Source organism: Paenibacillus sp. FSL H8-0122 (assembly GCF_038005345.1).
GTDB lineage: Bacteria > Bacillota > Bacilli > Paenibacillales > Paenibacillaceae > Paenibacillus_AQ.
The window spans coordinates 1942798-1959719 of sequence record NZ_JBBOTB010000001.1 but is presented as its reverse complement, the minus strand read 5'-3'; the positions used below and the strand labels follow the sequence as shown (position 1 = coordinate 1959719).

The window sequence follows — 16922 nt, the reverse complement described above, 5'->3', positions numbered from 1 at the left end:
CGTTACAGGCATTTCAATTCGAGAGGAAAGTGAAAGACAATGACGACAAGAATTGTGGTCAAAATCGGCAGCAGCTCACTCACAGGTCCCGAAGGCGGCCTTAATCGTGAGGCGGTCGCCTTCTTCGCCGCCGAGATTGCAGCGCTCCGCAAGGACGGCTGTGAAGTGCTGCTGGTCACCTCCGGGGCGGTCGCAGCCGGCTTCCGGGGCATCGGCTATGCTTCCCGCCCAAGGCTGCTGCATGAGAAGCAGGCGGCGGCGGCGGTAGGACAGGTTATGCTGATGCAGGCTTATCAGGAGGCCTTCGCAGGCCACGGTATACCCACTGCTCAGATTCTCCTGACCCGTACGGACTTCTGCAGCCGCCGGGCCATGAACAACGCCATGATGACGGTTGAAGAATTGCTCCGCCAAGGCGCCGTGCCCGTGTTCAACGAGAACGATACGGTATCGGTGGATGAGCTGAAGTTCGGTGACAACGATACCTTATCGGCGCTGGTTGCCAATCTGCTGAAGGCCTCGCACCTGCTGGTGCTGACCGATATGGACGGCGTCTACAGCGGCGATCCCCGCAAGCACCCGGATGCTGTGCGGTATGAGCACATCGAAGAGATTACGCCTGAGATCTACGCCATTGCAGGCGGTGCGGGCTCAAGCGTGGGCACCGGCGGCATGCGCTCCAAGATCGACGCGGCTAAGATCGCCACGCGGGGCGGCGTGCCGGTCTTCGTGGGCCAGGTTAAGGAGCCCGGGGATTTATCGCAGGCCGCAGCCGGGACGGGCAAGGGCACTTATTTTGCCACCACACTCTCCTCTCTGCCGGTCAAAAAACAATGGCTGGGCTTCATGTCTACCCCGCTCGGATCACTGTATGTCGATGACGGTGCTGTTGAAGCGCTGCTCCACGGGGGCCATAGCCTGCTGCCAGTCGGGGTTAGACGTATTGAGGGGAGCTTCCATTCAGGGGATGTCGTCGAAGTGCTCGGCCCGGATGCGAAGCTGCTTGGGCGGGGCATCGTCAATTATGATGACAGCCAGCTCCGCAGCATTCAGGGTCTTCCGAGCCGCGAGATTGTGCCCAAGCTCGGTGAAGTGCACCGGCTGGAGGTTATCCACCGGGACGAATGGATCACACTGCGTTAATTTTGCACAACCTATTGTATATCCATATGCCAACATCATTTTTTGAGGAGGAATTGCCATGAGTGAAGTGGTTAACAAGACAACGCTGGCCAAAGCAACGACAGGGGTACTCGCAAGCCTGACTACCGCCCAGAAGAATGAAGCCCTGCTGGTGATGGCTGCCGCCCTGCGTGCCGAAGCTGATTACATTATTGCCGCCAACGCCGAAGACCTGGAACGCGGCCGGTTGAACGGCACACCGGAGTCGATGCTCGACCGGCTGGCCTTGGATGCGGGACGGATTGACAGTATAGCCGAAGGCTTGCAGCAGATTGCTGTTCTGCCTGATCCGGTTGGAGACAATCTGGAGACGATCGAACGGCCAAACGGCCTGCACATTGAGAAGGTACGGGTTCCGCTTGGGGTCATCGGCATTATCTATGAAGCACGCCCCAACGTCACCGTTGACGCTGCCGGACTATGCCTTAAGACCGGCAATGCCGTGGTGCTGCGCGGCGGCTCCTCCGCCCTCTCCTCCAACCGTGCCATCGCCGAGGTGCTGCACCGCGCACTTGCAGGCACCTCCCTTCCGCCGGATGCCTTGCAGCTGATCGAAGATCCTAACCGTTCCTCCGTGGATGAAATGCTGAAGCTGAACGGACTGCTGGATGTCATCATCCCGCGCGGAGGAAGCTCTCTGATTCAGAATGTGGTTTTGAATGCCACCGTACCGGTTATTGAAACAGGAGCAGGCATATGCCATACTTATCTGGATGCAAGTGCCAATCCGGAAATGGCCCGGCGTATTAGCTTGAATGCGAAGGCCCAGCGGCCTTCGGTCTGCAATTCAATGGAGACACTGCTGGTTCACCGTACTTACGCCGAAGAACATCTCGCCGCACTTGCCGAAGCCTTCCGCGAGGCCCGTGTGGAGCTGCGCGGCTGCCAGGATACCGTTGCTCTTATCCCTTGGGCTGTGCCTGCCACACCAGAGGACTTCGCTACAGAATACAACGATTATATTCTAAATATTCGTATCGTGGACACGCTGGAAGAGGCTCTCGGACATATCGCGGAATTCGGCACCAAGCATTCCGAATGTATTGTAACTGAAGACGCGGCGAATGCTGCACGCTTCCTGCAGGAGATTGACGCTGCAGCGGTATATCACAATGCATCTACCCGGTTCACGGACGGCTTTGAGTTCGGCTTCGGCGCCGAGATCGGCATCAGCACCCAGAAGCTCCATGCCCGCGGGCCAATGGGACTGCCTGCACTCACTTCAAGCAAATATATGATTCACGGCTCCGGCCAAATCAGGGGTTAACTCACTCAACTTATAGGGGGACTGCCAGCCATGTGCCAGCAACCAGCAATTCCGCTCATCAATCATAATATCGTTTTTTACGGCGCAGGCTCGATGGCTGAGGCCATTGTACGGGGATTGATTGCCCGGAATGTAGTGGAATCGGACCGGATTATTATGCTGAACCGCAGCAGCAGCGAGCGCCTGGCTGAGCTCCGCAGCCGTTACGGCGTGCTCGGCTATAATGCTCCCGAGTCCAAGCTCGAGGCTCTGCGCACTGCGCCGGTCATCGTTCTAGCCATGAAGCCCAAAGACGCTGCCGAAGCGCTTCGTTCCCTGGGACCGCTGCTGTCGCCGGATCAGCTCGTCATCTCCGTCATTGCCGGGATGACCATCCGTACGATGCAAGGCTTACTGGGTAATCCGCAGCCTGTGGTCCGCACCATGCCGAACACCTCCAGCTCCATCGGCCTTGGTGCTACCGGGATTGCCTTCTCCAAGGAGGTTGGCGAAGACAGCCGCCGCACAGCGCTTAATATCTTCGAAGCGGTCGGCCTGACGGCGGTCATTGACGAAGAACGGATGGAGACCTTAACCGGGATCTCCGGCAGCGGACCGGCTTACATCTATTACATGATGGAAGCGATGATCGCTGCCGGTATCCGCGGAGGGCTGCCGCTTGCGCAGAGCCGTGAGCTGACCGTCCAGACCGTGCTTGGCGCAGCCCGGATGGTGCAGCAGACCGGTGAAGAGCCTGCCTCCCTGCGCAAAAAGGTCACCTCGCCGAATGGCTCTACCCAAGCGGCGATAGAAGTGCTGGAGCGCGGCGATTTCTTCGAGACCGTCATTTCCGCCGTCAACCGGTGTGCGGAACGTTCCCGGGAGATGGGCTCGGCTCTGGAGCAGGAGCTGCACTAATTATTTGGCCTAGTTATTGATATTCTTACCACAACTTCTTACTACAACATAACAGCCCGCAGTTCCTTCCATGTGAAGGGACTGCGGGCTGTGTGCTGGTTGTGAGGCATAATTCCGCCATCGCTTCGACTGGCTTCGACCGAAATCTAGTGCATTTATACCCCTCATTTTGCTCGTTATGCCACTTTTGCTCAAATCAAGTGCATTTATACCCCTCATTTTGCTCGTTATGCCACTTTTGCTGAATTCAGGGGCACTTCTGCCCCTCAGCCCCATTCCCGGCCCACGTTCAGCCCACTCACAACCAGGAAATGAAAAAAAAAATGCCCCTTAAGCCACATACATGACTTAAGGGACACCTTAACCGGCCGGGACTTGCCCTGGACCGGCATATATCTATTTCGCTCCGCTCATCTGCCGCCGCCCCGGAATTTCTGGGAATAGGCTTTGACATCCTGGGCATTCTTCACCCGGTTGCGGGCCCATTCCAGCAGGATGCGGTCAATATAGCGGAAATGAACTTTTCCGGCGAAGACAGATTCCTTCAGCGCGAGCAGAATCAGCTCTTCGGGATAGCGGTCTTCATCCACCCAGCCGGAAATGGATTCACATTCCATGGGGGACAGCGGACGCCCGAATTCCTTCTCGAAAATGCTGAACAGACTGCGTCCGTCTTCTGACTCCTTGTCACCCGGCACAGCCGGGCGGCCATAGCCGCCATCCGGTGCGGTAGCCCCGGAGTAATGAGCCACTGCCCGGGCTCCTGGCTCCCGCCCGCTCTGGCTGGGCTTCTCCTGAGCATTCTCCCGGGAGAGTTCCGCCAGATAAGCACCCAGCTTCGCGTATAAGCCGGAGAAGTTATAGCGCTCATAATGGATGTCCCTCAGCTCGTCGTTATCTCCGTCGATGCTGATGAACCCCTCCTTCATGAGCTTCTGCAGCTCTCCGGCAATCACCGGAATACTGCGCCCGGTTACTGCCTGCAGCTCCTCCAGGGAAGGGAAATCAATCCCCTCTACCTGTCTGAAGGAGAGCAGGTGAATCAGCAGCATGGATTCACTGCCGGTCAGATTCAGCTTCCGGTAATATTTCAGGAGTGCATAAGGAATGACGGCCATTCCGTTCTCCAGGCCGAAGGCTACGCCCTCGCCCCAGGTATTCCAACCTTTTCCGTCCATACTTAAGCCCCCTTTCCCTATTCTTTAAGGGTAAAGACGGTACAGTGTACGAGGGAAGGCAATGGTCTCACGGACATGGTCCAGACCGCAGATCCAGGCTACTGTACGCTCCAGCCCCAGACCGAAGCCGGAGTGTGGAACCGTGCCGTAGGTGCGCAGATCCATGTACCATTTGTAGGTGTCCATCGACAGGTTATGTTCCTTGAAGCGGGCTTCCAGCAGCGCCGGATCATCAATACGCTGTGATCCGCCGATGATCTCCCCGTAGCCTTCAGGAGCGATCATATCCGCACACAGCACCACTTCCGGACGATCAGGATGCGGCTTCATATAGAAAGCCTTGAAGGAAGCCGGATAGTGGGTAATGAAGACCGGTCTGTCGCTCATCTCGGCAATCGCCGTCTCATGAGGAGCCCCGAAATCATCGCCCCAGGCAATTTCATAGCCCTTTTCATTCAGGAACTTAATCGCATCGTCATAGCTGATACGCGGGAATGGTGCTTTGATGTTCTCAAGCTTCGAGACATCGCGGCCCACCGCTTCCAGCTCAGCGCGGCAATTCGTAAGCACGGACTGCACGACAAAGCTGATGAAATCCTCCTGTACACACAGGCTCTCTTCATGGTCGGTGAAAGCCATTTCCGGCTCAATCATCCAGAACTCAATCAAGTGGCGGCGGGTCTTGGATTTCTCTGCACGGAAGGTAGGCCCGAACGAATAGACGCGTCCCAGCGCCATGGCTGCGGCTTCCATATACAGCTGTCCGCTTTGGGTAAGATACGCATCCTCTTCGAAGTACTTGGTGTGGAACAGGTTGGTTGTGCCTTCTGCTGACGTTGGTGTCAGAATCGGCGGGTCCACCTTCGTGAAGCCGCGCTCATTGAAGAACTGCTGAACCGCGCGGATAATCTCCGCACGAATCACCATTACCGCCCGCTGCTTGGAGGAACGCAGCCAGAGATGACGGTGATCCATCAGGAAATCGACGCCATGCTCCTTAGGTGTGATTGGATAATTCTCGGTAAGATGCAGAACTTCAATGCCCGTAACCGTCAGCTCGTAGCCTGACTGGCTGCGGGGCTCCTCACGGATGATTCCGGTCACATACAGCGAGCTTTCCTGGGTGAGGCTCTTGGCATCATCCCAGACCTGCTCAGGGACTTCGGATTTCACCACAACCCCCTGGATATAACCGGTACCGTCGCGAAGCTGCAGGAACTGAATTTTACCGCTGGAGCGCTTGTTGTTCACCCAGCATCCGATGACAACAGTCTCTCCGACATGCTCATTCACGTTCTTGATTACACTCTTGTTAGCCATGCCTGTAATCTCTCCTCTAATTTAGCCGTTAATTCCCTGCACAATACGATAGGTATCGCGTGCAATCACCAGCTCTTCGTTCGTCGGAACCACAAGTACCTGTACCTTGGAGCTTGCAGTAGAGATACGGCGCGGATCGCCCGAACGAACCTTGTTGGCTTCGGCGTCCAGCTCAATACCCAGGTAGGACAGGTTGCGCAGGACCTTCTCGCGAAGCAAGGACGCATTCTCCCCTACACCGGCAGTGAAGACGATAACGTCTGCACCGTTAAGTGCTGCGGTGTAAGCCCCGATGTATTTGCGAAGACGGTATTCGTACATTTCGAAGGCCAGCGAAGCATTCGGCTCGCCCTTCTCGTATCCTTCGATAATTTCCCGCATGTCGCTGCTGATCCCGGAGATCGCCAGCATACCGCTGTGCTTATTAAGCATAGAGTTGACTTCACCATGAGTCAATTCTTCCTTGTTCATTACGTAAGGAACAATAGCAGGGTCGATGTCACCGCTGCGTGTACCCATCATCAGACCTTCAAGCGGAGTCATCCCCATCGAAGTATCTACAGAGATACCGCCGTCTATAGCCGTGAGGCTGGCACCGTTACCGATGTGGCAGGTAATGATCTTCAGCTCTTCCAGCGGACGTCCGACAAACTCAGCCGCAGCCTTGCTTACATAATCATGGGAAGTCCCATGGAAGCCGTAACGGCGGATCTTGTATTTGCTGTACAGTACTCTTGGAATAGCGTATAAATATGCTTTCTCAGGCATGGTGGAGTGAAAGGCTGTGTCGAAAATAACGGTCTGCGGCACACCCGGCATATTGCTCTCGGCAGCCAGAATACCAAGCAGCGCGGCAGGGTTATGCAGCGGAGCCAGGTCGAACAGACGGCGGATTTCGGACTTGGCTTCCGTAGTAACAAGTGCGGATTCCTTAAAGCTCTCTCCTCCGTGTACTACGCGGTGGCCTACAGCATTAATCTCGTTAATGGATGCAATGACGCCGTGTTCCTTGTCAGTCAGATTCGCCAGAACCTTGCGGATCGCTGTAGTGTGCTCCAGAATTTCGCTAACCTCGGTAACTTCCTGTTTGCCGGTTGGTTTGTGGGTCAGAATGGAGGAATCCATACCGATACGCTCAACCAGACCTTTGGCAAGTACGGATTCATCCGTCATGTCATAGAGCTGATATTTCAGAGAAGAACTGCCTGCGTTAATTACTAATACTTTCATACCCGGTCACCATCCTTGTCATACTTGAAGAAGCCTTCGCCCGATTTCGCACCCAGTTGTCCAGCACGCACCATCTTCTTGAGAATGGTCGAAGGACGGTACTTGAGCTCGCCGTATTCACGGAACATGTTCTCCAGTGCGGCAAGAACGGAATCCAGACCGAAGCGGTCTGCCATTTCAAGCGGCCCGTTCTGGAACTGGTAGCCAATGCGCATTGCGTCATCAATATCTTCAGGAGAGGCAACCCCTTCCTGGAGCACATGCATAGCCTCGTTAATGAACAGGCAAATGAGGCGTGAAGATACAAATCCGGGGGATTCGTAGATCATAACGCCTTTTTTCTCAACAATCTCATCGACAAAGGCTTTGGTATCTTCAAATGTGCTGTCCGAGGTTTTCAGACCGCGCACGATTTCAACCAGATCCACCTTACCTACAGGGTGTATGAAGTGCATGCCGATAACGCGTTCCGGATACATTGTAGAGCTTGCAAGCTCAGTCAAGCTAAGCGTTGACGTATTGCTGGCAAGAATAATGTGGCTCGGACACACCTGATCGAGCTGATTGAATACCTTTTGCTTGGCTTCCAGATCTTCAACGATGGTCTCAATGACCATATCGCAGGAGCTCAGTTCAGCGAAGTGTGTAACCTTCTGGATACGGCCCAGGATCAGCTTCTTCTCCGCCTGGGTAATCGCCCATTTCTCCAGCTGTTTGTCGAGACTGGTCTCGATCATTTCGTAGGAGTAGTTCAGCCGTTCTGCAGTTTTCTCCACCAGCATGACATCCAGGCCCTTGGCTGCCAGCATTTCGGCAATCCCTTGTCCCATTGTGCCTCCGCCGATGACACCGATCTTCTTAAAATTCATGTAAAAGTCTCCATCCTTTCAGGTATCTATACTTCTGTATTGTACCTTGTCTGTCGAAAAAAATAAGTAGCCCGACATATAATGATATCTTAGCATGTCTGAAAAGTAAAAAAAAATAACCGGCATAAAGAATTATGCCGGTAAAAGGACACTGTCACGAAATTGACAACGAAATTGCTCTCCGGAGAGAACTTCTTCCTTCATTAAAATGTCAAGGGAGTAATCAAATATATTTCTCTGCTGCTCCAGCATGTCCTTCGTATGGATCATAAGCTCATCCAGTATCTTACTGTTTTCCTTCATTAATTCTTCGGTGGTAACCATTTGCAGATTCGCAATGCCCAGCGAGGTGAGCCCTGACTTCATCATCGTCTCAACGATATTCAGCGCCTGATCGAAGTCTCCACGGGAACCGGTACTGCGTCCGCCGTAATACATCTCTTCGGCAGCCGCTCCGCCAAGGGCAATCATAATCTGGTTCTCCAGGTAATCCTTCGTGTACAGATACTGCTCGGTCTGCGGATTATGCCGGACATACCCTAGAGCCTGACCGCGCGGAGTCAGTGTTACCTGGCTAACGCTTCCGGGGCGCAGCAGCTCAGCCATAATAGCATGTCCAAGCTCATGAATCGCTACCCGCTTCTTCTCTTCATGGTTGGTCTCACGGTCGGTCTTCTCACCCATCATCACCTTGTCGATCGCCATCGACAGATGACGCTGCTCTACCAGGGTCAGATTCTCGCGCATCATGTAGATCGCGGCTTCGTTCATCACGCTCTCCAGTTGCGCACCCGAGAAGCCGTAAGCTTCTTCGGCGATTTTATCCAGATCCACGGTGTCATGCAGCGGCTTGTTCTTGGCATGCAGGTCGAGAATCGACTTGCGGCCCTTCTTATCAGGCATATCCACCTGAATATGGCGGTCAAAACGCCCCGGGCGCAGCAGCGCAGAATCCAGCATCTCCTTGCGGTTCGTTGCGGCTACCAGCAGGATGCGCGGGGTATCATTGTTATAAATCCCGTCCATCTCCGTCAGCAGCTGATTGAGGGTCTGATCATACTCACGCTGTTGTCCGCCTTCGCGCTTCCCGCCGATGACGTCGATTTCATCAATGAAAATAATGGCACTTTGCTTATTCTCCTTGAGTGCGCGTGTGCGGGCATCCTTGAACAAATCGCGTACGCGTCCCGCACCCACACCGACATACATCTCAACGAATTCACTGCCCGAGGCAGCTACAAACACGGAGCCCGTATAATGCGCCGCAGCCTTAGCCATCAGCGTCTTTCCTGTTCCCGGAGGACCTGTAAGCAGAATTCCCTTGAGCGGGCGAATCCCGAACTTGCTGATTTCTTCGTGCCGGATCAGGAAGTCCAGCGCTTCACGCAGCTCCTGCTTGGCATTGTCCTGTCCGCCGATCTCTTCAAAGGTCAGCTTGGAGGGGCCGTTCTTCTTGCGCTTCTTATCTGCACCTGCATTAACCGTCAGACCGCCACGGGCATGGGCAATGAACAGGAGCGCGGCAACCATACCCAGCGCTATGATTACAGGGAAGATATTAATCCCCACAAAAGCCATAAAAATCAGCATGACCGGAACGAATCCGGCTACAACCTCTTTCCAGTACTTAAACATTGTTCCACACTCCCATCTTGGCTGCTGCACGCGGCAGAATAATGAATTTGCTCTCTGTGCCGTTGCTCAGGCTTACATATACATTATTGTCGTCAATCTCTGTGGCGGCTGTAACCCCGCTGTACTTGCTGTCCTGCTCCTTAAGTCCGTCCAGCTTCGCTGGTATCAATGTATACTTCCGGCTCTCCATCGCTTCTGCTACAGAGAACATCGCTTTATCCCAGTACTCATCCAGCAGCTCGCTCGGCTTCTGCTCCACATCCAGCTTCAGGGTCCGTCCGTCAATAGCAGTGCTGCCTTCTCTTGATACATACTGCACCAGTTCACGTAATTTCGTGCCCGGCTGCAAATCCAGTTTCAAAGTGACCTCATTGCGTTTAATAGTAATATGGGAATCCTTCACTCCCTCGTAGGATGATACCAGCTTCTGCAGCGGCTCCTGCACCGCGAATGTACGGTAAGAATACCAGCCGCCAAACAATAATGCAGCAGACAGCAGAGACGTTAGCAGTACAGGCATGAGACGCAGTTTCAAGAAACGTCCTCCTCTCAAAAATGACCGAGCATAACTCTATAATAAAGACCATCCAGCGTGTCTAGCGCCCTTCCGAGACTGACATGCTCTTAAGCATGTCCTGATACAAGTAGTAGTATATCACAGGTGTATATACGATTTTACATAAAGTTGTGAATATATTTAAAATTTTTGATACTAATTTCTGGATGTTTCATGCACTTATCATTTTTGCCCGGCCCATCTTCAGTTCGCAGTCCGCTTGATTTCAGCCATCATATATTCCGCAAAATCAGTTAATTCGCCCGGTTCATAGCCTTCGGCGTCCCCCGCACCGCTATATTCCTTCAGACACTGTCTAAGCAAACCGTGATAGACTTCAGGCAACTGCTGCAGCCCCCACTCCCCGCCTTCCTTCTTGGAAGAAACATGACCTTCCTGCATATAATAGAGTACCCTGCATAGATTCAGTGTGTAATACACCGGTGATTTCTTAATATTCTGCGGTGCATCATCGATATCCCTGATAATGGAATCCAGATAGTACCTGTTGTCTAGCGGCGCAAAGGCCTCGCGGATCGGCTCCCCGTACAAGATAAACCCGCGATGGTAGACTACTGTAAAATGCGCCGCCAGATCAGCATCCTCAAAGCCGCCGCACAGATAATTCTCATCAGCTCTGTACCGCTCTACATGTGCTTCCGAAAAGTGAAATTCAAAAGGCGTAGGATACACAAAATTGCGCAGGTATGTCTTAAGGACGATAGATAGTTCAATTCCGCGCTTATTCGGCAGACTGTCATGATAAGCTACAATACGCCTGGCAAGTCTATGACTGACCTCTGCGGGCAGCTTGTCATGTACGACGATCAGCAGATCGATATCGCTGGTATCGGGGTGAAAACAGCCCATCGCCAGTGAGCCATGCACGTAAATTCCCGACAGATTCTCCCCCAGCTCCTCCTTGAACAGATCCACCGCCTGATACAAATATGCCAATATTTCCAATTTCATCAACCTCCTTGTTACATTCAACATGCAAGTTATTGATAGCAGATTAGGGATTACTTTTAATATATCAATTGATATATCTCAGAAGTGAAGGGGTACCGATTTCCTTCATCCCTCACCGTCAAAATAATAAAATAACCCCACAAAGTGGGGCTTTAGCGTAGGTGTTGACTCAGGTACTTTGCGGGGACCCCAAAACATATAAATTTATCTGTTAAAAAAACGGGAGAACAGATAAACTGTTCCCCCGCATGTATTCTTCCGCTGAGCGCTTAGCTTAACGGTTCGGCAGACTGTACCCCTCACCGATGGCGCTGCCATCCTTGAAGCGGTAGAAGCTGTAATAGAATCGCCCGTCTTTTTTGTAAAATAGCTGCCAGGCATATTCCCCGTTGTATACACCGGGCAGCAGCCGTTCAATCGTAATGTCCGGCAGCTGAGCGGCTATGATTCCACGCATTTTCTCTTCTGAGGTGCCATTGCTCAGTTCCTCTGCATACAGGTCGTTGTCGCCTCCGGCAGGCTTGCCCTCCAAGGTGAAACGGACCCACACCATCAGATCGGTCCCTGCTTCATTTTTACCGGTCAGCACCCAGTAGATCTCATTCTCATTCCAGACAGATTTCTGGGCCTTGGTAACCTCTGTTAGTCCGGCACGCGCCCGGGCCAGCTCCTTGGCCTCACTCCGCTCGTTCCACTGGTCCTTCATAATGTAGGCATAGAACTGGCTTAGTCCGAACAGAAGGAGCAGCACCACGGTAATCCCCAGCCAGATCCATCTTCTCCTCTTCTTCTTCACCACGCTGCTTCCTTTCCCGTTTCCCTGAATTACCGTTTAAGCAGGCTCTCGAACGTCTCCTGTGCTTTGCGGCGGATGGCTTCCTCATCAAGTGTCAGGCATTGTCCATGCTTCACAACCTGCCGGCCGTTCACCCATACATGCTCCACATCCTTGGCACTTGCCGAATATACGGCATGGGAGAGCAGATCGGTATGCGGCAGCAGATGCGGCTGGTCAATATCAAGTGCGATGAAGTCGGCCTTCATTCCTGCGGCAAGCCGGCCTACCCCGCTTAGGAAAATAGACTGCGCCCCATACTCCGTAGCCATCAGAAGCGCCTCAGGAGCCGGTACCGCTGTGGGATCACCGCTTACGCCCTTGTGAATCAGAGCCGCCAGCCTCATCTCTTCGAACATATCCAGATTATTGTTGCTTGCCGCGCCGTCTGTACCCAGGGAGACCTTAATCCCGGCTCTCAGCAGTTCAGGAACACGCGCAACCCCGCTGGCCAGCTTCAGGTTACTGCCGGGGTTATGCGACACGCCAACGTTATGGCGGGCCAGAATCCCGATCTCTTCATCGTTCAGATGAACCCCGTGGGCAATGAGCGAAGGACGGGTGAACATCCCGAGCTTCTCCAGATGTGCGACCGGACGCAGGCCATAGTCGGCCACGTTCTGCTCCACTTCATGGCGCGTCTCGGACATATGGGTGTGCATTGGCAAGTCCAGATCATGGGCAGCCTGCACAAACTTCATGAAAAACTCTGGAGGACAGGTGTACGGGGCGTGCGGCGAGAGCATGGTCGTAATTCTGCCATCAGCCTTGCCGTGCCAGTTACGGGCAAAAGCAATCGCCTCAGCGAGCTTGGATTGCTGTACCTCTTCCGGGCATAGCCCAATTACGCCGCGCATCAACACCGCACGAATACCGGACTGCTCGGTCACTTCCGCTACCCGGTCCATATGATCATACATATCGAGGAAGGTGGTTGTGCCGCCCTTCAGCATCTCCAGCACGGACAACGAGGTTCCCCAATATACATCATCACCAGTGAATTTCTCTTCCATCGGCCACATCTTCTCCTGCAGCCAAGACTGAAGCACCATATCGTCGCCGTATCCGCGCAGCAGTGACATTGCAGTATGACCATGGGTATTGACCAGACCAGGCATGAACAGCAGACGGCTGCCGTCTACGACCTGTGCGCCATCCTCCACTGCCGGCTCAGCTTCACCTATGTAAGTAATCAAATCATTCTCCAGGGTCATGTACCCGCTCAGAACCGGCTTGTCACTGCCCGGAACCAGGAAGTGCCCATTCTTGATTATCGTGATCTTACTGCTCATCTTCAGCCTCATCCTTTCCATCATGCAAATAATAAGCCAAGCTCTGCAGATCTGTGGTGAAATCTGCGGCATGAATCCGGATATTGGCAGGCGTCTTGAGAATAACCGGTGCAAAGTTCAGAATCGCCTCGATACCGGAATCGACAAGAATATCAGCTACGTTCTGGGCTTCGCTGTCGGGCACGGTAATAATCCCGATCCGGATGCCCTGCGAGCGGATTGTACTGCTTAGCTCCTCCATCGGCTGCACAACCAGCGAGTTGATCTGCTGGCCTACCTTCGGCGGATAGGCATCGAAGATGGCAGTAATCTTCATCGTATCCTTTAAGTAAGCGTTGTAGTTAGACAAGGCATGACCGAGATTACCGGCTCCAACCAGTGCAACATTAATTTGCTGGTCAAGCTTCAGGATATGGCGGATCTTCTCAATCAGATAAGATACATCATAGCCGATGCCTTTTCTGCCAAAATCACCGAAATAAGCCAAATCCTTGCGGATCTGGGCGGGATTCAGATCAAGCTTCTGGCCCAGCTCCTGAGAAGAGACTGTGGAGATTTCACGTTTTTGGAGATCGTTCAGGAAACGCAGGTACACTGGGAGCCTGCGCACGACGGCCTCCGATATTTTATCCGATTTCATGTATTCTCCTCCTTCAAGTTGATGTAACATCACAAATTCGCTTCATGTAATGCCGATTATAGCAACCGTGCCCCGCCGCCTGCCGGAGTGGCAGGGCAGGCGGGAACGGATCTTCAGGTTAATCATGACTTATTAATAATAGCAATAGCAGATGAATTAGGAAACCCCGCCGTCATCCAGCCATTCGGCAATTCTCGGGACCATCTGCTCGGTGAGCATATGCTCCATCTTGGGACCGGGGAGCGAGTACAGGAAGTACTTTCCGTAATGCGATTCAATGACTCTGGTATCGTACACAATTACGATGCCCCGGTCCTGCGCCGTGCGGACCAGCCGCCCGAAGCCCTGCTTGAAGCGGATGACGGCCTGCGGCACGGACAGCTTCATGAACGGATTCTTCTTCTGTGCCTGAAGCAGCTCCGACTTCGCTTCTGCCAGCGGGTGATTCGGCGGCTGGAACGGCAGTCTGACAATCGCCAGGCAGGTCAATGCTTCTCCCGGGATATCCACCCCTTCCCAGAAGCTGCTGGTACCCAGCAAGACCGAAGCCGGGCTATCCTGGAAGCGGCGGATCAGCTTGCTCCGGCTGCCGCCTTCCACGCCTTGTCCCAGCACCGCAATATCCTGTGAGGCAAGCGCCTCCTTCAGCGGCTCATAGACCTGGCGCAACATCTTGTAGGAGGTGAACAGCACCAGCATCCGCCCCCGTGTTGTTACAGCTGTCTCGGCAAGGGAGTGCACGAGGGTGTCCACAAAGCGGGCATCCCCTATACTTCCCTTGACGCTCGGGAAGTCCCGGGGAATGACCAGGAGCGCCTGCTCACGATACTTGAATGGTGATGGAAGCAGTGCAGTCATCAGACGCCGCTGCTCGGCAGCCTCGCCAAGACCCAGGTTATCGATCATGAACTGGAAGGATTTATCCACGGATAAGGTGGCCGAGGTCAGGATAATGCTCTTCTTCTTATCGAAGAACAGCTCCCTAAGCTGGGTGCTGACATCTACGGGAACAGCATACATTTGCAGCGACTTACCCTTATAATTACCGCTTCCCTCCAGCCAATACACGATATTCTCATCATTCAGGCTCATGAAGAAGCGGATCTGCTCTCTAATGGATGCCAGATCTTTGAATAACCCGCCGATATCGGTCACAAGGCTGTCTGAGGAGGATTGGCTGTCCGTGTCACGCATCTCACTGAGCATTTTGTCGCCCTTGCGGATGATATCGCTCAGACTGAGGTTCAGTGTATTCTCAAGGGCAGCCAGCTCCTCCCAATCCTTCGGCTTCTTGCCCGGCTGCAGGCGTGCCACCAGCTGGCCTGCTTCACCGGCCCCGGCATCGCTGCGCTCGGGCAGCAGGCTGAAGAGCCGGTCACTAAGCGCATCCCAGGACTCCTTCACCGTCAGCAGATCTGGATAGATCCGGTCGATCACGCCGCTCCATTCGGAAGCCTGCTCACTGCCCGAAGACTGCAGACTCTGGCGGAGGGCAGGCAGCTGCCCGCTCCGGCTATCCTTATAGAGACGGGTGAGGGTATGGGCGAATGTGAAATATTTCATCTGCATGCCAAGATGCTTGCCGGCAATATCCTCCAGATGATGGGCTTCATCAATCACAAGATGGTCGTACGCCGGAAGAAGCTGATGCCCGGCTTTGACATCTGCGAACAGCTTGGAGTGATTGGTGACCACCACATCGGAGATCCCGGCTTCATGCTTGGCCCGGTGGTAATAGCATTTGCGGAACCAGGGACAGGCGCGTCCCAGGCAGGAGTCGGTATCACTGGCTACAGTCTCCCAGAAATCGCCGCCCCGCCCGCTTAAGTTAAGCTCCTCATCATCGCCGGTCGTCGTCTGGGTTAGCCAGACGAGCATTTGCGCAGCGGTGAGCGCTTCTTCCCTTGGACTCGTAAAGTCCTTTTTGTTCATTCTATGTTCGAATTTGCGCAGACACAAATAGTGCCCTCTTCCCTTAAAGATGGAGGCCTTGAACGGGAACGGCACAACACTGGTTAAGAGCGGGATATCCCGCTCCCGCAGCTGGTCCTGAAGGTTAATGGTATGAGTGCTGACCATCACCTTCTGATCACTTTTCACACTATGGTAGATGGCCGGAAGCAGATAACCCAGCGATTTGCCGGTGCCTGTTCCCGCTTCAATCAGCAGATGCTTGTCCTGCTCAAGCGCTGTAATGACCTCATGGATCATCAGCTCCTGGGCTTCCCGGCTCTCATACTGGGGAAGAACAGCCTTCAGCCGCTTGGTTACCTCATCCATATATTCTTCAAAGGTAATATTCTCCAGCGGATTGACGCTTCCTTCCTCCCGTGGCACAGCCAGCTCTGCCCAGTCCCCCACAGCCAGCGCAAGCTGGCGGTAGAAGCTCAGCTCACCTTCCGGCTGAAAGGTCTCCATCTCCCGCTCCCGCAGCAGACCGTCGAAATACCAGGCCAAATCACTGTCTTCGTCCGCGAACAGCTCATTCAGCCGCTGAATCGTCAAGAGCGGCAGACTCTGCAGCTCTTCCAGACATTTGAGCAGCACAATAGCCGTGGCAAGCGCATCACTGTCCGCCTGATGGGGTCGGTCATGCGTAATGCCGAAGTGGCTGCTTACCGCGCCAAGCTGATAGGTGCTCAGCGAGGGAAAGCATATTTTGAGAAAATCGATCGTATCCAGAATCCGCCCCTGAAACGGCAGATAGCCGCAGCGGTCCAGCGCATTCTGCAAAAAATGAAAATCAAACGCGACATTGTGTCCGACGAGGACGACATCATCCAGCAGCGGCACCAGCTCCATCATCATCTCATCGAGCTCCGGCGCATCCTGTACATCGCTGTCTGTAATTCCGGTCAGGCCCGTAATAAAAGGAGGAATTGGCGCTCCGGGCTTGACATAGGAACCATACACCCGGGAGATCGTCCCGTCTTCTTCTATAATGGCAAGGCCAACCTGGATGATCTCTCCCACAGATTGGGTTCCCGTAGTTTCAAAATCAAGCACGGCAAATTTCATTATAAGTTCTATTCCCTTTCACTTGAGACTC

The 16922-nt window shown here is 53.7% G+C and carries 14 protein-coding genes; 3 read left to right on the top strand and 11 right to left on the bottom strand.

The features are described 5' to 3' along the window. Window positions 1-39: 39 nt before the first annotated feature. The 3 genes from proB to proC are packed head-to-tail and all read left to right on the top strand — an operon-like array spanning window position 40 to window position 3346. On the top strand, window positions 40-1143 hold the full coding sequence (gene proB / locus NSS64_RS08500; RefSeq protein ID WP_341139824.1) for a glutamate 5-kinase: 1104 nt from the start codon (window positions 40-42) through the stop codon (window positions 1141-1143). Window positions 1144-1201: 58 nt separating this feature from the next. Next, window positions 1202-2449 (top strand): glutamate-5-semialdehyde dehydrogenase, encoded by a 1248-nt coding sequence (locus NSS64_RS08495; protein WP_341139823.1) that lies wholly within the window; start codon window positions 1202-1204, stop codon window positions 2447-2449. 30 nt (window positions 2450-2479) lie between these two features. Next, complete coding sequence (proC, locus tag NSS64_RS08490; protein WP_341139822.1) at window positions 2480-3346, top strand: pyrroline-5-carboxylate reductase; 867 nt, start codon at window positions 2480-2482, stop codon at window positions 3344-3346. A 410-nt stretch (window positions 3347-3756) separates the two neighbouring features. Here the strand turns inward: proC and NSS64_RS08485 are convergent, their stop codons facing one another. The 11 genes from NSS64_RS08485 to dinG form a co-directional block, all read right to left on the bottom strand. Further along, on the bottom strand, window positions 3757-4524 hold the full coding sequence (locus NSS64_RS08485) for a DnaD domain protein (RefSeq protein WP_340939741.1): 768 nt from the start codon (window positions 4522-4524) through the stop codon (window positions 3757-3759). A 24-nt stretch (window positions 4525-4548) separates the two neighbouring features. Beyond that, on the bottom strand, window positions 4549-5844 hold the full coding sequence (asnS, locus tag NSS64_RS08480; protein WP_076156680.1) for an asparagine--tRNA ligase: 1296 nt from the start codon (window positions 5842-5844) through the stop codon (window positions 4549-4551). Window positions 5845-5865: 21 nt separating this feature from the next. Continuing rightward, on the bottom strand, window positions 5866-7074 hold the full coding sequence (locus NSS64_RS08475) for an acetate/propionate family kinase (protein WP_340939739.1): 1209 nt from the start codon (window positions 7072-7074) through the stop codon (window positions 5866-5868). Then, window positions 7071-7943: a 3-hydroxyacyl-CoA dehydrogenase family protein gene (locus NSS64_RS08470; protein ID WP_340939738.1), complete on the bottom strand. Its 873-nt coding sequence runs from the start codon at window positions 7941-7943 to the stop codon at window positions 7071-7073. Before NSS64_RS08470 ends, NSS64_RS08475 begins: the two co-directional genes overlap by 4 nt. A gap of 132 nt (window positions 7944-8075) precedes the next feature. Then, window positions 8076-9578, bottom strand: coding sequence for an AAA family ATPase (locus NSS64_RS08465; protein WP_341139821.1), 1503 nt, complete (start codon window positions 9576-9578; stop codon window positions 8076-8078). Continuing rightward, entirely contained in the window at window positions 9571-10113 is a 543-nt protein-coding gene (locus NSS64_RS08460; protein WP_341139820.1) for a hypothetical protein, read from the bottom strand. Before NSS64_RS08460 ends, NSS64_RS08465 begins: the two co-directional genes overlap by 8 nt. A gap of 225 nt (window positions 10114-10338) precedes the next feature. After that, window positions 10339-11106, bottom strand: coding sequence for an aminoglycoside adenylyltransferase domain-containing protein (locus NSS64_RS08455; RefSeq protein WP_445667784.1), 768 nt, complete (start codon window positions 11104-11106; stop codon window positions 10339-10341). Window positions 11107-11380: 274 nt separating this feature from the next. Continuing rightward, a complete protein-coding gene (locus tag NSS64_RS08450) occupies window positions 11381-11902 on the bottom strand; it encodes a cell wall elongation regulator TseB-like domain-containing protein (protein ID WP_340939731.1) in 522 nt (173 codons plus the stop codon). A gap of 29 nt (window positions 11903-11931) precedes the next feature. Continuing rightward, window positions 11932-13233, bottom strand: a complete 1302-nt coding sequence (locus tag NSS64_RS08445) for an amidohydrolase (protein ID WP_341139818.1) — start codon at window positions 13231-13233, stop codon at window positions 11932-11934. Beyond that, complete coding sequence (locus NSS64_RS08440; RefSeq protein WP_036698060.1) at window positions 13223-13873, bottom strand: redox-sensing transcriptional repressor Rex; 651 nt, start codon at window positions 13871-13873, stop codon at window positions 13223-13225. Before NSS64_RS08440 ends, NSS64_RS08445 begins: the two co-directional genes overlap by 11 nt. Before the next feature lie 156 nt (window positions 13874-14029). Continuing rightward, window positions 14030-16891 carry an ATP-dependent DNA helicase DinG gene (dinG, locus tag NSS64_RS08435; protein ID WP_341139817.1) on the bottom strand — a complete coding sequence of 954 codons (2862 nt, stop codon included), beginning with the start codon at window positions 16889-16891 and terminating at the stop codon, window positions 14030-14032. Between the last annotated feature and the right edge of the window lie 31 nt (window positions 16892-16922).